The sequence below is a fragment of the Caulobacter sp. GSs2 genome, assembly GCF_058680895.1.
The window spans coordinates 2630298-2652239 of the sequence record NZ_CM178725.1; the positions used below are offsets into that span (position 1 = coordinate 2630298).

Here is a 21942-nt window from a genome sequence, read left to right on the forward strand (position 1 = left end):
CGGGGCAGGAGAAAAGCAGCTTCACCCTCCTGCCCCGTAGCGAAGCGTGCGGGGGAGGTGGCGCGCTGCGAATACGCAGCGTGACGGAGGGGGCGTCCAGCGCCGGCAGCCCAGCCGTCGTCCGGGACTAGACCCCCAGCGTCCCCAGCCGCCGCATGCGGGCCAGCCATTTCAGCCGCCCCTGGCCGCCGATCGCCTCGACGCCGCCGATCACCGATTTGCGGATGGGTGACAGGCCGGCCAGACCCAGGATCCCCTTCTCCAGCGCCAGCAGGCCGTGCGCGCCGAACATCAGCCAAAAGGCGATGGCCGGCATGCCCATGGTCACCACCAGACGGGCCGATCGGCCCTTGAGTTGCGGGACAGGGCCCCTGGGGCTTTCCGCCATGCCAAAGCCGGCGCGGAACACCTGCTCCAGCAGGGCCTTCAGCTTGGCCGGGGTTGCGCCCAGCCACAGGGGGAACAGCACCACGATATGCTGGGCCCACAGGATGTCTTGCTGCACGGCCTGGATCGGTGGCGGCGGCGGGCTCTCGAATTCCCACTGACCGCCCAGGAAGGGGGTGTCGAGATCGGCCAGATCGATGCGCCGCACCTCATGCCCGGCCGCTCTCGCGGCCTCGACATAGGCGCTGGCCAGGGCCGAGCCGAAGCGTTCGGGGCGGCAGTCGGGATGTCCCAGCAGAACCAGAATATGTTTTGTCATGGCGCCTCCTGTGTGGATAACGCGCAGGATCGTCCCACCGCCGCCTTGATGCGGCTCAAGCGCCCGGTTCTACAGCACCGAACAGTTGGTCAGCTGCGCGAAGGCCTCCAGCGCCGCCGTCCCAACCACGGAGGTTCCAAAGCGATCCAGCTCCGGCGACCACACCGCGATCACCGCCTTGCCGGGGACCACGGCGACGATGCCGCCGCCAACCCCGCTCTTGGCCGGCAGGCCGACGCGATAGGCGAAGCTGCCGACGCTGTCATAGATGCCGCAGGTCAGCAGCAGGGCGTTCAGGCGCCGGGTCAGGCGCTCGGGAAAGATGGTTTCCTGGATCACCGGCGAGAAGCCCCCGGCCGCCAGGGGCAGCAGGGCCCGCGCCAGCTGCCGGCAGCTCATGGTCAGGGCGCACTGGCGGCAATAGGCGGCGACCACGGCCTCGGGGTCGTGAGTGATGGTGCCCTTGCCGCGCATCAGATTGGCGATGGCGCGGTTCTGGTGGGCGGTGGCCAGCTCGGACGCGGCGACCGCCTCATCGATCTCGACGGCCTCGTCGGCCAGCACGCTGGCGAAGCCGCGCACCAGGGCGGCGGGATCCCTGACCGTGTCGAGCAGATGGTCGGTGATCGCCAGGGCCCCGGCATTGATGAACGGGTTGCGGGGCACGCCCGCCTCGGCCTCAAGCTGGGACAGGTGGTTGAACGGCGTGCCCGAGGGCTCCTTGCCCACCCGCCGCCAGACCTCGTCGCCAAAGCGGTTCAGGGCCAGGCCCAGGGCGAAGACCTTGGTGATGCTCTGCACCGAGAAGCCCTCGTCGGCGTCGCCGATCACGTGCTCGCCGCCGGTCACGGTACAGACGGCCATGCCGAACTTCGAGCCGGGCACACCGGCCAGTTGCGGGATGTAGTCGGCGGGCCGCCCCTTGCCGAAATGCGGCTTCACCAGCACGGCCACCTCGGCCAGGACCTGATCGATCGAGAACTCGTCCATCGTGGCCATGCGGGAGACCCTAGACCGCGAAGGCTTCGAAATAGCGCCGGATCAGGGCTTCATAGGCCTTGGCCAGGTCGCGGATCTCCTGCACCGGAACCCGCTCGTCGACCTGGTGCATGGTCGAGCCGACCAGGCCGAACTCGACCACCGGGCACAGGCTGCGGATGAACCGCGCGTCGCTGGTGCCGCCGGTGGTGGACAGCTCCGGAACCCGGCCGGTGGCCTCCTCCACTGCGGCGACGATCACCTCGGTGAAGGGGCCAGGCTGCGTCAGGAAGGCCTCGCCGCTGATCTTGCACATCACCTCGGCGCGGGCCTTGAAACCCTCGCCCGCAGCGGCGCATTCGCCCTCGATCCAGGCCTGCAGGTCCTTGCCCTTGTGGGCCGGGTTGAAGCGGATATTGACCCGCGCCCGGGCCGTGGACGGGATCACATTGGTGGCGGTGTTGCCGACATCGATGGTGGTGACTTCCAGGTTCGAGGGCTGGAAACCCTCATAGCCCTCGTCCAGCACCCGGCTCTGCAGGCGCGACAGGATCGAGACCAGCACCGGGATCGGATTGGCGGCCCGATGCGGATAGGCCACGTGGCCCTGCTGGCCCTCGACCGTGATCCAGGCGTTGATGCTGCCGCGCCGACCGATCTTGACCATGTCGCCCAGCAAGGACGCGCTGGTCGGCTCGCCGACGATGCAGTGGTCGATGATCTCGCCTTCAGCCGCCAGGGCCTCGACGACTTTCACGGTGCCGTCCTCGGCCACGCCCTCTTCGTCGCCGGTGATCAGGAAGCTGATCGAGCCGGCGGGCTGCGGGCTGGCGGCCACGGCGGCGACGAAGGCGGCGATGGCGCTCTTCATGTCGACCGCGCCCCGGCCATAGAGCACGCCGTCCCTGATCTGGGCCTCGAACGGGCCGGCAGTCCAGGCGGCGTCATCGCCGACGGGAACCACGTCGGTATGGCCGGCGAAGCACAGATTGGGCCGGGCGGTTCCGCGCCGGGCGTAGAGGTTCTCGATCTCGCCGAACTTCATCCGGCGACAGGCGAAGCCTAGGGTCTCCAGCTGCCGTTGCAGCAGGTCCATCGCGCCTTCATCGGCCGGCGTCACGGACGGGCGGCGGATCAGGGCCTGGGCGAGATCCACAGGATCGATGCTGACAGAAGCGGGCGCGGGGCTGGTCATGATGCTGGCTTTAAGCTTCCCTCCGGCCTGACGCAAACCATGCAAGCTTCTTCCCTGAGCGCCCATGCCCAAGATTGATATCGACGCCGCGCCCACCCGGTTCGGCACGGCCTATCCGCCGCCCTACGACGCGCCTTGCCAGGGCCGCCAGCGGTGGAAACTGGGCGACGCCGCGGGCCTGACCCAGTTCGGCGTCAACCTGATGCGCCTGCCGCCGGGCCAGTGGACCAGCCAGCGCCACTGGCACACCGCCGAGGACGAGTTCACCTGGGTGGTCGAGGGCGAAGTCGTGCTGGTCGAGGATGAGGGCGAAACCCTCCTGCGCGCCGGCGACTGCGCGGGCTTCAAGGCCGGGGTGGCCAACGGCCATCACATCCAGAACCGCTCGGACAAGGTGGCGGTGTTGCTGGAGATCGGCACGCGGGCTCCGGAAACCGACGGCTGCGACTATCCTGATATCGACCTGATCCTGCGCGAGGGCGAGGAAGCCTACCGGCATCGGGACGGGACACCCTATGAACTCGACGGCGGGCGCAAGCGTTAGCTGATCAGGCTTGACGCAGGTCAAGGCGCGGCGGGCCTGACGGGCCTTGGCTGACGGCCCCCAGGAGATGCCCCATGATCCCTCACCACGAGCGCCATCTGATCGAACGCGTCGGCTGGCTGCGCGCCGCCGTACTGGGGGCCAATGACGGGATCGTCTCGACCGCCAGCCTGATCGTCGGCGTCGCCGCCGCGTCGCAGGGGCGGGGCGAGATCCTCGTCGTTGGGGTGGCGGGGCTGGTGGCCGGGGCCATGTCGATGGCCGCCGGGGAATATGTCTCGGTCAGTTCGCAGGCCGACACCGAACGCGCCGATCTGGCGCGGGAAAAGGCCGAGCTGGAGATCCAGCCGGAGTTTGAACTCGACGAACTGGCCGGCCTCTATGAAGCGCGCGGGGTCGAACCTGACGTCGCTCGCGTGGTCGCCGGTCAGCTGATGGCCAAGGACGCCCTGGGCGCCCATGCCCGCGAGGAACTGGGCATTTCCGAGATCACGACCGCCCGGCCCATTCAGGCGGCCCTGACCTCGGCCGCGACCTTCGCCACCGGCGCGGCCCTGCCCCTGGTAACCGCGATCGTCGTGCCGGCCGGCGCCATCGTCGTGGCGGTGTCGGTCGCCTCGCTGCTGTTCCTGGCCCTGCTGGGCGGGGTCGGCGCGCGGGCGGGGGGCGCGCCCATCGGCAAGGCCGTGGCCCGGGTGACCTTCTGGGGCGCGATCGCCATGGCCCTGACCGCCGGGGTCGGGGCGGTGTTCGGGGTCTCGGCCTGACGGGGTCAGGCCGAGCGCCGTGACTAGTCCCGCAGCAGTTCGTTGATCGAGGTCTTCGACCGCGTCTGGGCGTCGACCGTCTTGACGATCACGGCGCAGTAGAGGCCTGGGCCGCCGTTGGGGTCGGGCAGGTTGCCGGGGACCACGACGCTGTAGGGCGGCACCTTGCCGATGTGGACCTGGCCGGTCTTGCGGTCGACGATCTTGGTCGAGGCGCTGATGAACACGCCCATCGACAGCACGCTGCCCTGGCCGACGATCACGCCTTCGACGACTTCGGAACGGGCGCCGATGAAGCAGTCGTCCTCGATGATGGTCGGGTTGGCCTGCAGGGGCTCCAGCACGCCGCCGATGCCGACGCCGCCCGACAGGTGGACGCGCTTGCCGATCTGGGCGCACGAGCCGACCGTCACCCAAGTGTCTACCATGGTCGCTTCATCGACGAAGGCGCCGATGTTCACGAACGACGGCATCAGGATGACGTTGCGGCCGATGAAGGCGCCGCGACGGACGATGGAGCCGGGCACGGCGCGGAAGCCGGCGGCCTCGAAATTGGGGGCGTCCCAGCCGTCGAACTTGTTGGGCACCTTGTCCCACCACGGGCCGACCGCGTCGCCCAGGGTTCCGGCGCGCATCACGCTGTTGGGGTTGAGGCGGAAGGACAGCAACACGGCCTTCTTCAGCCACTGGTGGGTCGTCCATTCGCCGTCGATCTTTTCCGACACCCGCACCTTGCCGGCGTCGATCAGCAGCAGGGCCTCCTCGACCGCCGTGCGGACGGGGCCGGTGGTGGCGGTGGAGACGCCGTCGCGGGCTTCCCAGGCGGCTTCGATTTCGGTCTGCAGATCAGAGAGGCTGACGGTGGTCATGCGTTCAGGTCCTTCAGGCGCGCCGAGGTCAGGAACCCGGCGAGGTCGTGCGTGCGGTGGTGGACGAAGTCGGCGGTCGAGGCGGCCGCATGGGCGCCGACCAGCACCGTGGTCATGCCCAGCACGGCGGCGGGGGCCAGGTTCTTCTCGCTGTCCTCGAAGAAGGCGGTGACCGGCGAGGTCAGGGCGTGGCGCGAGACGATCTTCTCGAACGTCGCCATGGCCGGCTTGGGCAGATAGTCGGCCGTCTCGATGGCGAAGACGTCCTCGAACAGATGGTCCAGGCCCAGATGGCCCAGCACCCGCTCGGCATGGCCCAGCGAGCCGTTGGTGAAGATCAGCCGGCGGCCGGGCAGGGCGTCGATCGCCGAACGCAGGACGGGATCGGGGATCAGCCGATCCATCGACACGTCATGCACCTCGTCGAGGAAGGCCTTGGGCGCGATGCCGTGGTTGGCCATCAGCCCGGCCAGGGTGGTGCCGTGCTCGTGGTAGTACTTCTTCTGGATCGCGCGGGCCTCTTCGCGGGGCAGGCCGGTGGCCCGCTCCATGAAGTCGGTCATCTTGCCCTCGATCAGGGCCATGTATTCGCACTCGGCGGGATACAGGGTGTTGTCGAGATCGAAGAGCCAGGTTTCGACGTGAGCGAGGTCTGGGGACAGGACGGGACTCATTTCGAGATCAGCGTGCCGGCGCCGTGCTCGCTGAACAGCTCGACCAGCATGGCGTGGGGCCGGCGGCCATCCAGGATGACCACGGCCTCGACGCCCGATTCCACGGCGTGGATGGCGTTTTCCAGCTTCGGGATCATGCCGCCGCTGGCGACGCCGCTGTCGATCAGGGCGCGGGCCTCGTCCAGGGTCATCTGACGGATCAGCTTGCCGTCGGCGTCCAGCACTCCGGCGATGTCGGTCAGCATCAGCATGCGCTTGGCCTTCAGCGCGCCGGCCAGGGCGCCGGCCACGGTGTCGGCGTTGATGTTGAAGGTCTGGCCGGCCTCGGACACGCCGATCGGGGCGATGACGGGGATGTAGTCGGTCTCCGACGACAGCAGGGCCTGGATGATGTGCGGATCGACCTTGGTCGGCTCGCCCACAAAGCCCAGGTCGACGACCTGTTCGATATTGCTGTCAGGGTCGCGCTTGGTGCGGGTCACCTTTTCGGCGGTGATCATTCGGGCGTCCTTGCCCGACAGGCCCACGCCCCGGACGTCGGCTTCGGCGCCGGCCAGGGTGATCCAGTTGGCGATTTCCTTGTTGATGGCGCCCGACAGCACCATCTCGGCCACTTCCATGGTCGCTTCGTCGGTGACGCGCAGGCCGTCGACGAAGGTCGACTTGACGCCGGCCCGCTCGAGCATGCGGCTGATCTGCGGACCGCCGCCGTGCACCACCACCGGATGGACGCCCAGCAGCTTCAAAAGCACCGCGTCGGCGGCGAAGACCTTGGCGACGTCTTCCTGACCCATGGCGTGACCGCCGTATTTGATCACCACCGTCTCGCGGTCATAGATCTGGATGTAGGGCAGGGCCTCGGCCAGGGTCTTGGCGGTGGCCCAGCCCGCTTCCTCGGCGGCGTCGGTCAAGGTTGCGGATCCTGTGCGAAAAGGGCGCGTCTCGATAGCGGACCCCGCCCCCCCTGTCATCCAAAACAGCAGGGCCAGAGAGGATCAGCCGGCCTTGGGCTGGTCGAAGAGGCCCCACAGCGCCAGATAGTCCGGCGACAGGGTCAGGCCGATCGGCGGCGGGCCGGGCGCGCGGCCGCTACGCATGCAGAGGGTCAGATATTCCAGGGCCGTCTTCACGCCATGGCCGGAATAGGGCTTGCCGATCACGCCGCAGGCGCCGGCGAAGTCAGCGGGCAGGCGCTTTACGTTGGCGGTCATGAACAGGGCCAGGGCGCCGCAGTCGTCGTGAATGCGGCGCGCCACATCCACGCCCGTGGGGCCGTCGCACAGATGCACGTCGACCAGGGCCAGATCCGGCTGCAGGTCGCGGGCCAGGGTCAGGGCCTCGTCCGAACTCATGGCGTGACCCACCAGGCAGCAACCGGCTTCCTCGAGCAGGAATTCCAGCTCGGTGGCGAGGAGAACCTCGTCTTCGACAATCAGAACGCCGAGCGGTTGCTCGTTCATCACTCATCCTCGCCCGTACTACTGAGGCGCGCCGTTCATGGGCAGGTTGATCACAACGCGCGTGCCTGGGGAGGCGTCCGTCGTCAGGCACTTCGCCTTCAGCTGCTGGCACAGCAGCTGAACGATCGTGAGTCCAAATCCGGACGACTTCGTTGAAGTCTCCACCCCAACGCCGTCATCGGTGATTTCGATCCGGAACGCGCCGTCGATTCGACGGATGCCGACAAAGACTCGTCCTGAACGGCCTTCCACAAAGGCGTGGCGCATGGTGTTGGACAGCAGTTCGCTGATCACCAGGGCCAGGGGCGCGGCCTTGGCGGCGTCCACATCCACCCGTTCCAGGTCGAGGCTGAACTGGATATCGTCGCGGCCCGACGCGCCGATCACGTCGGCCACCAGGTCGCGCACGAAGGCCGAGACGTCGAAGCGTTCGACATCGTCGCTCTGGAACAGGCGCCGGTGCACGGTGGCGATGGCGCTGACCCGGTCCAGCATGCCGCGCAGGGCCTGCTTCACGGCCGGGTCGGCCACCCGCCGGTTCTGCAGCAGCAGCAGCGACGAGATGAGCTGGAGGTTGTTCTTGACCCGGTGATCCACCTCGTGGAGCAGGGCGGTTTTCTGCTCCAGGGCCTGGGTCAGCGCCTGGGTGCGCTCGGCGACCAGCTGTTCGAGATCATGCTGCCTTTCGTTCCACTGGAATTCGACACGCTTCTTGTCGCTGATATCCAGCTGCGAGCCGAAAAAGTGGGTGATGGCTCCGCTGCTGTCGCGCACCGGGCTGAGATAAAGGGCGTTCCAGAAGGGCGACCCGTCCTTGCGATAGTTCAAGAGTTCGCAGGCGATATCCTGGCCCGCGCTAATCGCCGCGCGCAGTCTCGCGCGTTCCAGCGGATCAGTGTCAACGCCTTGCAGGAACCGGCAATTGCGACCGATCACCTCGTCGCGGCCATAGCCGGTCAGGCGCAGGAAGGCGTCGTTGGCGAAGATGATGGGATTGTCGGCCTGGGTGGCGTCGGTGACGATCGTCGCCATGGGCATGGACCGGATCGCCGCAGCGAACGGATCTTCGGCCCCGTGACTGGCCGCCAGAGCATCGGCGGCGCGCAGGGATTGCGAATAGTCTGTCATGCGACCGCCCGGCTCGACATCCATCAGCTCCCATCCGCCTCAACGTACCGACCTCGTGCCGGTTCCGGATAGTGTCAGCTGGCCAACAGTCTCCCAAAACAGGCGCGGCGTGAACCCGCCTTGGGTTCACGCCGCGCGCGCGGGACGACAAAGGGGAGGGTGAGCGTCCCGCGATGGCGGTTACCTGGGCTGGTAGATCTTGTCGAAGACGCCGCCGTCGGCGAAGTGCGTGGCATGCGCCGTCTTCCAGCCGCCGAAGGTGTCGTCGATGGTGACCAGCGGGATCTTCTTGAACTTGCCGGCATATTTGGCCGCCGCGCCCGCATTGCGCGGGCGATAGTGGTGCTTGCCGATCAGGTCCTGGGCCAGGGGGCTGTAGAGGAAGTTCAGATAGCCCTGCGCGGCCAGGCGGGTCTTGTGGCGCTCGACGTTCTTGTCGACGATCGCGACGGGCGGCTCGGCCAGGATCGACAGCGACGGATAAACGATGTCGAACTTGCCCGGCAGTTCTTCCTGCGCAAGGTAGGCCTCGTTCTCCCATGACAGCAGCACATCGCCGATGCCGCGCTGGCTGAAGGTGGTGGTTGCGCCGCGCGCGCCGGTGTCGAGGACTGGCACGTTCTTGAACAGTTGCTCGACAAAGGCCTGGGCCTTGGCCGGGTTGCCGCCGGGCTGCTTCAGCGCCCAGGCCCAGGCGGCCAGATAGTTCCAGCGCGCCCCGCCCGAGGTCTTGGGGTTGGGGGTGATGACCTCGATGCCCGGCTTTACCAGGTCGCTCCAGTCCCGGATCTTCCACGGGTTGCCCTTGCGGACCATGAACACGATGGTCGAGGTATAGGGCGTGGAGTTTTGCGGCAGGCGCGACTGCCAGTTGGCGGGCAGCAGCTTGGCCCGGGTGGCGATCTCGTCGATGTCATAGGCCAGCGCCAGGGTGACGACATCGGCCTGCAGGCCGTCGATCACCGAGCGGGCCTGCTTGCCCGAACCGCCATGGCTCTGGTTGATGGTCAGGGTCTGGCCGACCTTTTCCTTCCAGTACTTGGCGTAGGCGGCGTTGATGTCCTTGTAGAGCTCACGCGTCGGGTCGTAGCTGACGTTCAGCAGGGTCAGGCCCCTGACGCCCTGCGCCTGGCTCTGGCCGGCGATCAGGGCCGGCGCGGCGAAGGCCGCCGCGCCGGCTGATGCTGCGCCAAGGACGCCCCGACGCGTGGGTTTCTCGAAACGACGGGTCATGGGGCATCCTTGGGTTGGCGGGTTTTGGGTTAGAACGCGTACTGGGTTCGCAGGGACCAGATATCCAGGTCCTGGCCGACCTGGGCGCCGGCGACCGGGGTCGAGCCGGCGACGAAGGCCGTGCCGCCCGGCGACAGGCGACGGACCTCGACATTGCGATAGGCGCCCGACACCGTAACGACGTTGTTGAGGTACCAGTTCACGCCCAGCGACAGGATATTCTGCTCGCCGCCGCGGATCGCGCCGGGCAGGGCCGGGTTGCCCGGGCCGCCGGCCAGGTGGTTGAGGTCGAAGGTCGAGTAGCGGGCGGCCAGTTCGACCGCGCCCCACTGGGCCTTCTTGGGATTGAACGGCTTGGCCGGACGCGGATTGTCAAAGCCGGCGGTGGCGATGTTGTAGCGACGCGGCTCGCCGGTCAGGGTCCAGCCGGCCTGGACGTACCAGCCGTCGAACTTCGGATCGCTCAGGGCGCCGGTGCGACGCTCGACATCGATCTGGAAATACTCGGCCTGGGCGTAGAGGTTCTTGTGCTGGGCGCCCAGTTCCAGGCCCAGGGCCGTGACGCCGTCGGCGTCGATATTGCCGGTGTCGATCAGGCGCGTGCCGTCGACCCGCAGTTCCGGACGGTCACGCAGGCGGACATTGGTCACGGCGCCGCCGGCCGAGGCCACGTCGGGGCCGCCGGCGGCCGGGTCGATGATCAGGTTGGCGTTGGCGCCGACATGGATCAGCCAGTCCTTGCCCTTGAAGGGCACATAGGCGACGCGACCGACAAAGCCCAACTGCTCGTCATAGGTCTGGGTGGTGACGGTGTTGCCGGTGACGGCGGCCGAGGCATTCCAGCGCTCGCCATTGGCCAGCAGGCCGATGGCCGCGCGGCCGTCGCCGCCGGCCAGGCCGCGCACCGTCTCGGCGACCGAGGCGCGCTCGACAAACAGCGAGCCGGTGTTGTTGGAGGCGTCTTCCAGGCTGGTGACCGGGGCGTAGATGCCGGCGCGGACCTTCACGGGATAGCCGCTGTACTGCACCCAGGCCGACGAGATCTTGCCGGCCTCTTCCGTGCCCGAACCGCCGAAGTCGTAAATCATGTTGTAGTCGAAGGCGCCGAAGGCCTTGCCCTCGATGCCGATGCGGGCGCGGCGGATATTGGCGCCGTCGCCCAGGTCGCGGGCGCGGTCGTTCTCGGCGGCGTCGCCGAACGAGCCGCGGCGGAAATCCGTCGACAGCGGGCCGGCGTCGCGCTGGTCATAGATCGCCGCGTCGGCCTGGAAGATGCCGCGGACTGACACCGAAAAGGCGCCGTCGCCGGTGGTGATGGTCGGGCGGGCGTTGGCCAGGGTGACGGTGGTGGCCGACTGGGCCGCGCGGACGTCCTTGACGTTGGCGGCGGTGGCGGCCTTCAGATCGGCGATCTGACCGGACAGGGCGGCCAGCTGGGCTTCCAGAGCGGCGATGCGGGCTTCGGAGTCCTGGGCGGTCTGGGCGTTGGCGGCGCCGGCCATCGTCAGGAACGAAACGCCGGCGATCAGCGCGGTTCGCAGGGTGGTCGTGTTGGTCGTCATCGTATTCCCCTTTCGGCCCGCCTCGGCGGCCCGTCCTGCTTGAGCTAGGGAAAACGATTATTCCTAGCCCGTGAATAGAGATTAGAAAAGCCGGCCGTGAGAAAAACTGCAGGCGCGGCTCAGCCTTCCGGCGAAGGCCGGAAAAACTTCAGTCGACACAACGAGATATCGCTTAACGAGCCGTTAGTTCTTCCGGGACAATTCGTCACAGTCCAGCTTGTCCGGGCGCCCAAAACGAAAAACCTCCCGCCGCGGGGTGCGCGACGGGAGGTCTGAAATCGATAGCCTTGCGCCCGGGCCGGGCGTCTGGATGCCGGGTTAGAACATCGACCGGCCGGAGAGGCGCAGGTTGTAGCGCTTCTGTTTCTTGGCGGCTTCGACGCCGCCTTCGAGGGCCAGATACGACATCGGCGTGCCCGCCTTGATCGCAAAGCCCAAGGTCGCGGCGCCCTGCTTGTCGTCGAGGGCGGCCAGGGTGAAGGGGTTGCCGTTCTTGAACCGGGCGACCGTGTCGCCGGTTTCGCCGGCCAGGGTCTGGCGATAGCCGACCCGCACTTCCGGGCGCCACCAGACGTCCTTGCCGAAGTCGGCGCCGAAGGCGATGCCGAATTCGCCGCTCAGATTGCTGGAGGTGCGCTCCTCGACGGTCAGGTCGAAGCCCGCGCCGCCGCCGGTTTCCTTGCGTTCGCCCTCGCGCAGCCAGACATAGTCGACCCGGCCTTCAGGACGGACATAGTAGCGGCCGAACTTCTGCTCATAGCCCGCGCCGGCGAAGGCGTTCAGGGTCGCGCCGTTCCAGTCGGCGCTGTTGGCCAGGATCAGGTCGGCCACGCCGTCGGCATTGGCGTCCGGCGCGATGAAGCGACGATCGCCGGTGAACCAGCCAAAGCCGCCGCCGCCGCCGGCGTTCAGGCGCCAGCCGCCGACCGACCGGCGCCAGTAGGCGCCGCCCTGCACGAACGAGGCGGTGGTCTGCTCGCCGACCTTGGCGACGATGTCGTGTTCTTCAACGTTCACATAGGCCAGGGTCAGGCCCAGGGCCCCGCCCGCGTCGCCCATGGCCTCATAGCCGGCCACGAAGCCGAAGGCCTGGTTGTCCGAGCCCGCCGTGTCGCCGGCGTCGCGACGGACCAGCGAGTTGATTTCCTGGATCCACAGGCTGTCGGGGCCATAGCGCTCGCCCGGATCGGGCCGCACGGCGGTGGCCGCCGAGATCATCTGGTTGGCCGCCTGCAGCGACGAGAACAGGCCCTCGCCCTGGTCGGGCAGCATCTGGTCGTACAGGCCCAGGAAGCCGTCCTTCCCGTTCTGGGCCAGGAAGGTGGTCGACAGGTCCTTGTTGTCGCCCAGGGCCGTGAACACCGCGTCATAGGCGCCGGCCTGCGAGCGGCTCATGCCGATCTCGGCGGCCGAGCGGCGACGCACATCGATATAGACGTTGTTGGCGTCGGCCCGGCTGGAGGCGACATAGAGATAGGGCGAATCGGCCAGCAGGGCCTGGCCGATCGAGCCGACCGTCAGGCTGCCCGCCGAGATCACCGTGTAGGCGGTGGGCTGCTTGACCAGGCCGGTCAGGCGGATGCCCAGCTCGGCGCCGCTGGCGATGGTGGCCGCGCCGGAGACCTGCAGCTTGGTGTTGGTCCCGGCCGTCGGATCGGCGGTGAACAGGATCTTGCCGGTCGAGCCGACATTGAGGCTGGTGGCGTTGATCGTGGCGGCGTTGGAGATGCCCAGGCTGCCCTTGCCGATCGTGATCGCCAGCTTGCCGTCGGAGTCGGTCAGCGCGCCCAGCACCAGCGAGCCGTTGTCGACCACGAACGTATCAGCGCCGGCGCCGAACGAGATGTCGCCGATGACCGTGCCGTTCAGCACCCTGAAGGTATCCGCGCCCGAGCCGAAGCGGATCGCGCCCAGCATCGAGGGCTCGTCGCCGTCGTCGACGCCGTCGCCGTCCGCGTCTGGGTCGGCCACGCCGTCGGCGCCGTCGTCGCCATCGGCCAGGCCGGCCTGGACCAGGGTCACGCCGGTGGTGTTGCGGCTGACGTCGATGGCCACCGACTTGCCGGTCACCGTCTCGTTGCTGGGCAGCAGGTCCGTATCGTCGGTATCGGCCGCGTCGTCGGTGGCCACCACCGAGGTCGAGATCTTGCCGTTGTTGGTGATGGTGGTCAGCAGGCCCGAATAGTCGATGACGCCATAGGCGTTGCCCTTTTCGCCGCCGACCGTCGAGGTGATCGCCCCGTCATTGCGGAAGGTGGTCATCGAAGCGCCGGCGTCGATGGCGACGGCCCGCGAATCGAAGGCGCCTTCAGACACCGTGAAGACCGACATCGAGCCCTGGTTCCACAGGGTGGGAACGCTGGCCCCGGCCTTGAGATGCACGCCCGTGGCGTTGGCCTCATAGGCGCTGGAGGCCAGGGTCGAGGACAGCTTGACGCCGCCCGCCAGGGTGGTCGCCTGGCCCGCATTGCCGCCGATCTGGATGGCCGTGGCGGAGACGCCGTCAAAGACGCCGGCGGCGCTGATCGCGCCGCGCACGACCAGACCATAGGCGTTGTCGCCGGTTCCGACCGCGCCCAGGGTGACGGTGCGGGTGTCGGAGCCGATCAGCAGGGCCGGAGCCGCGCCGAAGGTGGTCAGGGCCGCAGCGCCTTCGCTGGCGTCGGCAATGCCGTCGCCGTCTTCGTCGGGCTTGGTGGTGTCAGTGTCCTTGGGCGGGATGTCCAGCAGCACGCCGCCGGCCACATTGGCGGTGACGCGCACGGCCGAGCCGCCCTGCAGCAGATCGTCGGCGTCCAGCTTGGCGCGGTCCGCCGCGAGCGGGGGGCGCGTGGTGTAGCGATAGCCGGTGGCGTTGACGCCGCCCTGCACCACGAAGGCGCCGCTGACATCGCCGTCGATCGCGACGCCGACCGAGTTCTTGCCGATCACCGAGACGCCGCCATTGACGGTGACCTTGCCGGTGACGGGGGCGGCGACGCGGATGCCGGCGCCGTTGTCGCCCAGCACATTGATCGTGCCGTTGTTGGTGAAGTTACCGGTCAGGGCGCTTTCCAGCGACACGCCGGCCGAGGTGTTGCCCTCGATCGTGATGACGCCGTTGGTCTCATTGACGATGTTGCCGGTGAAGGCGCCGGGGCCCGTCAGGCGGATGCCGAAGCGGTTGGAGCCGGTGGCGAAGGGGCCGTCGGTGTCAGTGTCGGAATCGGTGTCGGTGGGCGTGTAGTCTTCGTTCAGGGTGATCGCGGCGCCGTTGCTCACCGAGCCGGTCTTGCCGCCCAGGATCAGGATGCCGGTCGAGTTGTTGACGCCGACCGTGGCCAGGGTCCCCAGGCTGGTGACCTTGTGGTTGCTGTCCAGCGTGATCAGCGCCCCGGCGGTGGTCGGCTTGATCGAGCCGTCCGCCGTCACCCTTACGTCGTCGGCCGCGCCATTGTTGGCGGTCGACGTCGCGATCGGCGTGGTGCGGGCTGTCGTGACAGAGGTTTCAGCATAAGCGCCAAACGCCAAAGCCAGGAGAGGAGCGGCTGCGACTGTCGCGACCAGGACCTTGCGCTGCATTACGAACAACCACCTTGGATAAGAACCCAGCCCCTAACTTGCGTCACGTTGCGGCGAAATTGCGGTGAGCAACGTCAACGACACGCATTAGAGCGGCCAACCGTCTATCGCATGGCATGCCGGGGCGCCATATCTGGTTCGTCGAATCCCCTCAGCGGCGAAAAACGAGGCACTGGTCCATGTCGCCGGAGAAATATTCAGTCCCCCTGGTCTCGCGCCTGCTGGGCGGCGCCGCCCTGCCTCTGATCGTCGGGCCCGCCGCGATTCTGACCCTGGCGGCCACCGGCGCCGCGCAGATGGGACCCGCCCTCGTGGCCGCCATGGCTACGGCCGCAGGCGGGCTCTATCTGAGCGCCAGACACCGGGCGGCTCAGGCGCGCCAGCGTCCGGTCGCCACCCTTGCCCCTGTCGCCGAGCGCAGCGGACCGCCCTACGGGGTGATTCTGGAGCGCCTGCCCGATCCGCTGATGGTGATCGCCGGCGAAGAGGCCGACGATCTGACCGGCCGCCGCTTCGTGTTCGCCAACGCCGCCGCCCGCGAGCTTTTCCGGATCCAGCGCGAGGGGACCCTGCTGGTCACCGCCGTCCGCAACCCCCAGGTGCTGGAGGCGGTTGACGAGGCCCTGTTCGGCGGCATCGAGCGGGCCGTGGAATATGAGACCGGCGGAACCCAGGGGCGTTCGTGGATCGCCCTGGCCCGGCCGCTGAATGGCGGGCCCGAGGCGGCGCGCCTCGCGATGCTGGTGCTGCGCGACGAGACCGACGCGCGCCGCAGCGAGCGCACCCGCGCCGACTTCCTGGCCAATGCCAGCCACGAACTGCGCACGCCCCTGGCCTCGCTGTCCGGCTTCATCGAGACCCTGCGCGGCCATGCCAAGGACGATCCCGGCGCGCGCGACAAGTTCCTGGGCATCATGCTGGCCCAGGCCGAACGGATGTCGCGGCTGATCGACGACCTGATGAGCCTGTCGCGCATCGAGCTGAACGAACACATCGCGCCGCTGGGCCGGGTGGACCTGGCCATGGCCGCCATCGACGTGATCGACGCCCTCGCGCCCCAGGCCAAGGAAAAGGGGGTCGGCTTTGACCCTGTCCTGCCGCCGCGCGGCGCGGCCGTGGTCGAGGGCGACCGCGACCAGATCATCCAGGTGATCCAGAATCTGATCGACAACGCCATCAAATATACCCCCCGCGACGGGGTGGTGCGGGTCGAGATCTATCCGGGGCTGTCGGCCGACGCGGCGGCGACCCCGCGTGATCCTGGCGCGGCGCGGATGTCGCTGCTGACCCCCGACCACGCGGCCGGCGAGCGCTATGCGGCCTTGCGGGTCACCGACCGGGGGCCGGGCCTGGCCCGCGAGCACCTGCCGCGCCTGACCGAGCGCTTCTATCGCGTCGAGGGCCAGAAGAGCGGCGACCGTTCGGGCACCGGCCTGGGCCTGGCCATCGTCAAGCACATCATGAACCGCCACCGCGGCGGCCTGACGGTCGAGAGCGTGTTGGGCGATGGCGCGACCTTCGGGGTCTATCTGCCGATGGCCAAGGCCGTGGCCGAGCGCGCCGTGGTCGCCGAGGCGCAGGTCTGAGGCCCGCCTCCCGGAGCATCCGGGAAGCGGGCCTCGTCGTCAGAACAGCTTTCGCAAGGACACCCGCATCACCCGTCCGCGAGGATCCAGATAGTCCTCCTGATAGGTGATCGGCGTCGTGCCGTCCGGGGCGCGCACCGTCTGGCGGGCGTCGAACAGGTTGTCCACCGAGGCGCTGATCCGCGCGCCCCGGAAGAACGGCTTGCCGCGCAGGGCCGGCTGGGCCCCCAGATCGGCGAACAGGCGAAGGTTGACGGTGGTCAGTTCCGAGAACGACAGGTCCTGGGCGCCGACCGCGCCCGAGCCGCGCACGACGGTGCCTTCCTGCCAGCGGGCGTTGAAGCTGGCCCCCAGGCCGCTGCGCGAGAGATTGCCCTGGACGTCGATCTGGTTCTTCGGCGTACCGCCGCCCGAACCCAGCGAGGCGCCGTCCAGCAGATCCAGGGTCGGCAGGCCCGAGCGGATGGTGATCTCGTCGGTGAACTTGACGGTGTGATAGACGCCGATCTGGAACGTGCCAGCGCCGGGCGGCCCACCGCCCCCGCCAAAACCGCCGCCGAACCCGCCGCCGGGGCCGCCCGGGCCTCCGAACCCGCCAGGACCGCCGAAGCCGCCAAGGGCAGAGGCGGCGCCGGCGGACCGCGCGCCGCTGGCCGCCGTCTGGGGCGGCGGACCGTCACCAGCCGGGGGCGTGCGTTCGGTCGTGAGTTCCGGCCGGCCGGCGGTCTGTCCGGCCGGGGTCGCGCCCGAGCCCGCAGCCTGGGTCTGCCCTGGGGGCCGGGTCTGGGCCTGGGCTTGGGCCTCCAGCCTTTGCCGGAACTGACCGGGCTGGGGCTGGGGGCCAAACGACTTGCTGAAGGTGAAGCCGGTGCGCAGCTCGTCGGTCTGGCGACGGTCGAAATTGACCGGCCGCGCGTCGATCTGCACCAGCCGGCCTGACGCATTGCGCACGAAGCGCTCGGGGAAGGCGTCCTCGATCTGGCTGGTGGCCGTCGGGAAGCTGGAGATCAGGTCGTCGGTCCGGGAACGGGTATAGTTGGTCGTCAGGGTCAGGTTGGTCTTGTCGAACGGCTTGAGGCTCAGGCCCAGCTTGATGACCTGGCCTTCTTTCTCACGCAGCGCGCGGTTGCCGCCGGTCAGGCGCGAGATCACCGCCGTTTCGCCGCGCCGGAAGTCATAGACCTGCACGCCGGGGGTCAACTGCTCGGGATCGCCGATCTGCTGCAGGCTGGGCGCGCCCTGGTCGCGGGTGACCGAGGCGATGATCCGCAGTTTCTCGATGGGTGACCAGTTGGCGCCGTAGCCGATCGTGGTCAGGGTTCCGAAGTCCGACAGCCTGTCGGCGGCGAGATTCAGGTTCAGCGACAGGTTGCCCAGCCCTGGCAATATGTCGTTGCGCACGCTGGTCAGGGGCAGGTCGAAGTTCAGCTTGGCGCTGCCGATGTCGCGTGACAGCTCGCCCGACCGGGCGACCCCGGCCCTTACAGAGTCGCTCTCCAGCTTGACGGTCTCGAACCCGCCCGTGACCGTCGAGGTGACGGCCCCGGCCGGAATGCGCAGCAGGGTTCCGCTGAGATCGCCCTGGACATCGGCCGAGGTTGAGATCGAGTTGGAAATGTCACGATAGGCCAGGCCGCTGATCACCCGCTCGGTGGTGCTGTCATTGCTGGCGCGCTCGGCGTTGCCGGTGACGCTCCAGCGCCAGCCCTTGACGGCGCCGATCACGCCGCCGCCCAGATGGCCGGTCAGGCTTTCGGCCTGACGGCGCAACGGACCGCTGGCCAGGGTGTTGAGGCCCAGCCAGCTGGTGGCGTCGCTGCCCTCGAGGCTGGCGTTGATCGTGCCCGACACCCCGTCCTTGATCGGACGCGACAGCACGCTGTTGAGCGCCCAGGTCGTCTGTTTGGGGATGAGGCTGCGGAAGACCGCGTCCGAGCGCGGCTGGTCCAGGTCGCGCTCGGCCTCATACAGGGCGCTCTGGTCGCTGACCTTGGCGTCGACCATCACGCGGGTGTCACGCTGGATGCGCAGGTGGTTGAGGCGCGCATCGACCGTATCGCCGCCGCCCGTCTGGGTGGGCAGCTTGGCGCCGGCTTCGACCGTGGTGGCGCGGAAGCGGCGGCGCAGGACCAGGTTGATGACCTTCTGGTCGGCGCGATAGCCGTATTTCAGCGCGACCTCCTCGGGCAGGATGTCGACCCGGGCGATGGCCTCGGTGGGAAGGTCGCGCACCTCGCCGAAATTGGAGATGCGGCCGCCATTGACCAGGATCACTGGCCGGCCGCCCGCCGCGCCGCCGCGGGCCGACGAGGTCTGGGGCTCCAGGGCGGTGATCAGTTCGGAAACCGTCGAGACGCCATAGGCGCGGATGTCGCGCGGCGACAGCTGCAGTTCCGGCGCAATGTCGCCGATCACCGCGCCGGGCTGCTGGCGCGAGGCGGTGACGGTCAGGGCGTCGACTTCATAGGCGTAGTCGTCCGCCTCGGAGGACGCGACCCCGGCGGCCGGCGCCGAGGCCTGCCGAGCCATGGCCGGGGCGGCCATCAGGGCGGCGCAGGCGCCCAGCATCAGCGCGGTTCGCAAACGGCGCGCCGCGCTGTCGTCGGGCCGGGGTGTCACATAGTTATTCAAGTCAGATCTCCAGACGGTCCCATGGCGCGAAAGAGGGGCGCACGCCAGACAATGCGCGCCGGGACCTGCGCCGGAACGGTCATGCCGGAGCTTCGTTGCGTCGCGATTACAGGACCGCTTCGATCTGTTTCAGCTTGGCCACGTTGGCGGGGTGGGATCGGGGGCCGGCCGCTGTCTTTAAACTGTCACTGAAACGTCGCATAAGCACAGCGCCGGGCGGGCATAGCTCCCGCCGGGCGGGACGACGCGTTGGGCGTCGTCATCGCAACCTCTCGCGCAAGACCCCGCCGCACGCATGCTGACCTGGCTCTCGCTCCTGTTTCTGGCGCTGTTTTCCGGCATCGCCTTCATGCTCGGCAAGCGCCGCGCCGTGGCCAATGCCGGCGGCGCCAAGCGCGTCCTGCATTCCCTCCCTGGCTACTATGGCAGCTACGCCGCCCTGTGGGCCGGCGCGCCGGCCGCCTTGCTCCTGCTGCTGGGCGCCATGTTCGGCGACCGGGTCGAGGACGCCATGCTGCAGGCTCAACGCCCGGCGATCCTGCAGACCCAGGATGTCGATCGCCAGGCGGTGTTCTTCAGCGACGCCCAGGCCATCGCCCAGGGCATCTCGCCCAGCGAAATCGCCTATGAGGGCGAACTGAAGGTCGCCCTCGACGCCAAGGTCGCCGAGGCCCGCCGCATCGACGCCCTGATCCGCTACAGCGTGCTGGGCCTGGCCGGCGTCGTCGCCCTGGCCGGTTTCCTGCTGGCCTTCCCCCGTCTTTCCGCCGACTTCCGGGCTCGCAACAAGGTCGAGGGCTGGGTTGGCGGCCTGCTGATGACCTGCTCCATCCTGGCCGTCCTGACCACGCTGGGCATCGTGCTGTCGCTGGTCTGGGAAAGCTGGCGCTTCTTCCAGAGCGTCTCGCCGCTGTCGTTCCTGCTGGGCACCGAGTGGAGCCCGCAGATCGCGATGCGCGAAGACCAGGTGGCTTCGGAAGGCGCATTCGGCGCGGTTCCGCTGTTTGCCGGCACCTTCCTGATCATGATGATCGCCATGGCCGTGGCCGCTCCGGTGGGCCTCTACTCGGCGATCTATCTCTCCGAATATGCCAGCCGCCCGGTGCGCTCGACCATCAAGCCGCTGCTGGAGATCCTGGCCGGCGTGCCGACCGTGGTCTACGGCTTCTTCGCCGCCCTGACCGTGGGTCCGCTGTTCCGCGCCGGCTTCAACGCCCTGGGCGCCACGATGATCGGCGGCCCGCTGGACGGCGTCGGCCAGTACCTGATGGAAGTTCAGAACCAGATGGCCCTGGTGGCCGGGGTGGTGATGGGCATCATGCTGATCCCGTTCGTCTCCTCGCTGTCGGATGACATCATCAACGCCGTGCCCCAGGCGCTTCGCGACGGCAGCTATGCGATGGGCGCCACCAAGTCCGAGACCGTCAAGAAGGTGGTCCTGCCCGCCGCCCTGCCGGGCATCATGGCCGCCATGCTGCTGGCCGTGTCGCGCGCCGTCGGCGAGACCATGATCGTCACCATGGCCGCCGGCCTGCAGGCCAAGCTGACCGCCAATCCGCTGGACACCGTCACCACCGTGACCGTCCAGATCGTCACCCTGCTGACCGGCGACCAGGAGTTCGACAGCCCCAAGACCCTCGCGGCCTTCGGTCTGGGTCTGACCCTGTTCGTCGTCACCCTGGGCCTGAACATCATCGCCCTGCGCATCGTCCAGAAGTATCGGGAACAGTATGACTGACGCCGCCGCCCCCGCTGGTTCGGTTCGCGCCCCGCAGACCGACGCCCAGATCGCCATGGAAGCTCGCCTCAAGAAGCGCCACCGCGCCGAGACCTGGTTCAAGGCTCAAGGCCTGATGGCCATCACCATCGCCATGATCTTCCTGGTGGTGCTGGTCGGCCGCATCGTTGGCCAGGGCTACACCACCTTCCAGACCCACACGCTGAGCGTGCCGGTCTATCTGAACCCCGAGCGCATCGACGTCGCCGACCTCGAGGGCGTCAATTATGACTACATCGTCGCCGAAGCGATGATGAAGAAGCTGGGCGTGGTCGATGACGACCTGGGTCTGGTCTCGGGCAAGGTGATGGATCTCACCTCGCGCGACCTGGGCTTCCAGCTGCTCAACCAGCTCAAGGCCGACAAGTCGCTGATCGGCAAGACCGTCACCGTCACCGGCCCGTTCAAGGCCGACGCCGACCTGTACTACAAGGGCGAGATCAAGCGCTCGACCGTGCAGGAAGACCGCAAGCTGGACGACCAGCAACTGGACTGGCTGGACCAGCTCGAGAAGGACGGTTCGGTCAAGTCGGGCTTCAACTTCGCCTTCTTCACCAACTCGGACTCCACCGAGCCGGAACAGGCCGGGGTGCTGGGCGCCGTGGTCGGCTCGGCCATGATGCTGCTGATCACCGCCCTGATCGCCGTGCCGATGGGCGTGATGGCCGCCGTCTATCTGGAAGAGTTCGCCCCGAAGAACCGCTGGACCGACGTGATCGAGGTCAACATCAACAACCTCGCCGCCGTGCCGTCGATCGTTTACGGCCTGCTGGGCCTGGCGCTATTCATCAACTGGCTGCATGTGCCGCGCTCATCGCCGCTGGTCGGCGGCTTGGTGCTGGCCCTGATGGCCCTGCCCACCGTGATCATCGCCACCCGCTCGGCGCTGAAAGCCGTGCCGCCCTCGATCCGCGAAGCCGCCCTGGGCGTCGGCGCGTCCAAGACCCAGACCGTCTTCCACCACGTGCTGCCGCTGGCCATGCCCGGCGTGATGACCGGCGCCATCCTGTCGCTGGCCCACGCCCTGGGTGAAACCGCGCCGCTGCTGATGATCGGCATGGTCTCGTTCGTGCCCGGCGTGCCCGAGGGCGTCACCGGCGCCGCCACCGTCCTGCCCGTGCAGGTGTTCATCTGGGAGAACGCTTCGGAGCGCGCCTTCCACGAGCGCACCGCCGGCGCCATCATCGTCCTCCTGGTCTTCATGATCGTCATGAACGCCGCGGCCGTTATCCTGCGCCGCCGCTTCGAGCGTCGCTGGTAGAATTCATGAT

General features: G+C 68.2%; 17 protein-coding genes. 5 read left to right on the forward strand and 12 right to left on the reverse strand.

Annotation, left to right across the window (positions count from 1 at the left end; genetic code table 11):
* Positions 1 to 127: 127 nt before the first annotated feature.
* The 3 genes from ACW17Z_RS12810 to dapE form a co-directional block, all read right to left on the reverse strand.
* Positions 128 to 706 (reverse strand): NAD(P)H-dependent oxidoreductase, encoded by a 579-nt coding sequence (locus tag ACW17Z_RS12810; protein WP_492056285.1) that lies wholly within the window; start codon positions 704 to 706, stop codon positions 128 to 130.
* Positions 707 to 775: 69 nt separating this feature from the next.
* A complete protein-coding gene (locus ACW17Z_RS12815) occupies positions 776 to 1696 on the reverse strand; it encodes a glutaminase (protein ID WP_492058527.1) in 921 nt (306 codons plus the stop codon).
* Positions 1697 to 1715: 19 nt separating this feature from the next.
* A complete protein-coding gene (gene dapE / locus ACW17Z_RS12820) occupies positions 1716 to 2879 on the reverse strand; it encodes a succinyl-diaminopimelate desuccinylase (RefSeq protein WP_492056286.1) in 1164 nt (387 codons plus the stop codon).
* 64 nt (positions 2880 to 2943) lie between these two features.
* On the opposite strand from dapE, the gene ACW17Z_RS12825 reads away from it, so the two are divergent.
* Together ACW17Z_RS12825 and ACW17Z_RS12830 are read left to right on the forward strand one after the other, a co-directional pair.
* Positions 2944 to 3423, forward strand: coding sequence for a cupin domain-containing protein (locus tag ACW17Z_RS12825; protein WP_492056287.1), 480 nt, complete (start codon positions 2944 to 2946; stop codon positions 3421 to 3423).
* 74 nt (positions 3424 to 3497) lie between these two features.
* Entirely contained in the window at positions 3498 to 4190 is a 693-nt protein-coding gene (locus ACW17Z_RS12830; protein WP_492056288.1) for a VIT1/CCC1 transporter family protein, read from the forward strand.
* 23 nt (positions 4191 to 4213) lie between these two features.
* Here ACW17Z_RS12830 and dapD read toward each other — a convergent pair whose 3' ends face one another.
* The 8 genes from dapD to ACW17Z_RS12870 all read right to left on the reverse strand — a co-directional run bounded on the left by dapD (position 4214) and on the right by ACW17Z_RS12870 (position 14677).
* Positions 4214 to 5059 (reverse strand): 2,3,4,5-tetrahydropyridine-2,6-dicarboxylate N-succinyltransferase, encoded by an 846-nt coding sequence (dapD, locus tag ACW17Z_RS12835; protein WP_492056289.1) that lies wholly within the window; start codon positions 5057 to 5059, stop codon positions 4214 to 4216.
* A complete protein-coding gene (locus ACW17Z_RS12840; RefSeq protein WP_492056290.1) occupies positions 5056 to 5733 on the reverse strand; it encodes a pyrimidine 5'-nucleotidase in 678 nt (225 codons plus the stop codon). The genes dapD and ACW17Z_RS12840 overlap by 4 nt, the downstream gene beginning before the upstream one ends.
* The gene (gene argB, locus ACW17Z_RS12845; RefSeq protein ID WP_419253966.1) at positions 5730 to 6644 is read right to left on the reverse strand and encodes an acetylglutamate kinase; all 915 of its coding nucleotides are present in this window, start codon (positions 6642 to 6644) and stop codon (positions 5730 to 5732) included. Before argB ends, ACW17Z_RS12840 begins: the two co-directional genes overlap by 4 nt.
* An 84-nt stretch (positions 6645 to 6728) precedes the next feature.
* On the reverse strand, positions 6729 to 7193 hold the full coding sequence (locus ACW17Z_RS12850) for a response regulator (protein ID WP_492056291.1): 465 nt from the start codon (positions 7191 to 7193) through the stop codon (positions 6729 to 6731).
* 18 nt (positions 7194 to 7211) lie between these two features.
* Positions 7212 to 8345, reverse strand: a complete 1134-nt coding sequence (lovK, locus tag ACW17Z_RS12855) for a photosensory histidine protein kinase LovK (protein ID WP_492056292.1) — start codon at positions 8343 to 8345, stop codon at positions 7212 to 7214.
* A 156-nt stretch (positions 8346 to 8501) separates the two neighbouring features.
* Positions 8502 to 9554 carry a sulfate ABC transporter substrate-binding protein gene (locus ACW17Z_RS12860; RefSeq protein WP_419319020.1) on the reverse strand — a complete coding sequence of 351 codons (1053 nt, stop codon included), beginning with the start codon at positions 9552 to 9554 and terminating at the stop codon, positions 8502 to 8504.
* Between the two features lie 29 nt (positions 9555 to 9583).
* Positions 9584 to 11116 (reverse strand): OprO/OprP family phosphate-selective porin, encoded by a 1533-nt coding sequence (locus ACW17Z_RS12865; protein ID WP_492056293.1) that lies wholly within the window; start codon positions 11114 to 11116, stop codon positions 9584 to 9586.
* A 318-nt stretch (positions 11117 to 11434) separates the two neighbouring features.
* Positions 11435 to 14677, reverse strand: a complete 3243-nt coding sequence (locus ACW17Z_RS12870) for an autotransporter domain-containing protein (RefSeq protein WP_492056294.1) — start codon at positions 14675 to 14677, stop codon at positions 11435 to 11437.
* Between the two features lie 179 nt (positions 14678 to 14856).
* Between ACW17Z_RS12870 and ACW17Z_RS12875 the strand changes: the two genes are divergently transcribed.
* Positions 14857 to 16263 (forward strand): sensor histidine kinase, encoded by a 1407-nt coding sequence (locus ACW17Z_RS12875; protein WP_492056295.1) that lies wholly within the window; start codon positions 14857 to 14859, stop codon positions 16261 to 16263.
* A 39-nt stretch (positions 16264 to 16302) separates the two neighbouring features.
* Here ACW17Z_RS12875 and ACW17Z_RS12880 read toward each other — a convergent pair whose 3' ends face one another.
* Positions 16303 to 18894: a TonB-dependent receptor gene (locus ACW17Z_RS12880; RefSeq protein ID WP_492056296.1), complete on the reverse strand. Its 2592-nt coding sequence runs from the start codon at positions 18892 to 18894 to the stop codon at positions 16303 to 16305.
* Positions 18895 to 19189: 295 nt separating this feature from the next.
* On the opposite strand from ACW17Z_RS12880, the gene pstC reads away from it, so the two are divergent.
* Both pstC and pstA read left to right on the forward strand, forming a co-directional pair.
* Complete coding sequence (gene pstC, locus ACW17Z_RS12885) at positions 19190 to 20632, forward strand: phosphate ABC transporter permease subunit PstC (protein WP_419319015.1); 1443 nt, start codon at positions 19190 to 19192, stop codon at positions 20630 to 20632.
* Positions 20625 to 21932: a phosphate ABC transporter permease PstA gene (gene pstA / locus ACW17Z_RS12890; protein ID WP_492056297.1), complete on the forward strand. Its 1308-nt coding sequence runs from the start codon at positions 20625 to 20627 to the stop codon at positions 21930 to 21932. The genes pstC and pstA overlap by 8 nt, the downstream gene beginning before the upstream one ends.
* Positions 21933 to 21942 lie beyond the last annotated feature (10 nt).

What these genes read in the sequence shown, in the direction of transcription:
- ACW17Z_RS12810 (WP_492056285.1), bottom strand. Translation starts at nt 706, where the DNA reads ATGACAAAACATATTCTGGTTCTGCTGGGACATCCCGACTGCCGCCCC.
- ACW17Z_RS12815 (WP_492058527.1), bottom strand. Translation starts at nt 1,696, where the DNA reads ATGGACGAGTTCTCGATCGATCAGGTCCTGGCCGAGGTGGCCGTGCTG.
- dapE (WP_492056286.1), bottom strand. Translation starts at nt 2,879, where the DNA reads ATGACCAGCCCCGCGCCCGCTTCTGTCAGCATCGATCCTGTGGATCTC.
- ACW17Z_RS12825 (WP_492056287.1), top strand. Translation starts at nt 2,944, where the DNA reads ATGCCCAAGATTGATATCGACGCCGCGCCCACCCGGTTCGGCACGGCC.
- ACW17Z_RS12830 (WP_492056288.1), top strand. Translation starts at nt 3,498, where the DNA reads ATGATCCCTCACCACGAGCGCCATCTGATCGAACGCGTCGGCTGGCTG.
- dapD (WP_492056289.1), bottom strand. Translation starts at nt 5,059, where the DNA reads ATGACCACCGTCAGCCTCTCTGATCTGCAGACCGAAATCGAAGCCGCC.
- ACW17Z_RS12840 (WP_492056290.1), bottom strand. Translation starts at nt 5,733, where the DNA reads ATGAGTCCCGTCCTGTCCCCAGACCTCGCTCACGTCGAAACCTGGCTC.
- ACW17Z_RS12850 (WP_492056291.1), bottom strand. Translation starts at nt 7,193, where the DNA reads ATGAACGAGCAACCGCTCGGCGTTCTGATTGTCGAAGACGAGGTTCTC.
- lovK (WP_492056292.1), bottom strand. Translation starts at nt 8,345, where the DNA reads ATGGATGTCGAGCCGGGCGGTCGCATGACAGACTATTCGCAATCCCTG.
- ACW17Z_RS12860 (WP_419319020.1), bottom strand. Translation starts at nt 9,554, where the DNA reads ATGACCCGTCGTTTCGAGAAACCCACGCGTCGGGGCGTCCTTGGCGCA.
- ACW17Z_RS12865 (WP_492056293.1), bottom strand. Translation starts at nt 11,116, where the DNA reads ATGACGACCAACACGACCACCCTGCGAACCGCGCTGATCGCCGGCGTT.
- ACW17Z_RS12870 (WP_492056294.1), bottom strand. Translation starts at nt 14,677, where the DNA reads ATGCAGCGCAAGGTCCTGGTCGCGACAGTCGCAGCCGCTCCTCTCCTG.
- ACW17Z_RS12875 (WP_492056295.1), top strand. Translation starts at nt 14,857, where the DNA reads ATGTCGCCGGAGAAATATTCAGTCCCCCTGGTCTCGCGCCTGCTGGGC.
- pstC (WP_419319015.1), top strand. Translation starts at nt 19,190, where the DNA reads ATGCTGACCTGGCTCTCGCTCCTGTTTCTGGCGCTGTTTTCCGGCATC.
- pstA (WP_492056297.1), top strand. Translation starts at nt 20,625, where the DNA reads ATGACTGACGCCGCCGCCCCCGCTGGTTCGGTTCGCGCCCCGCAGACC.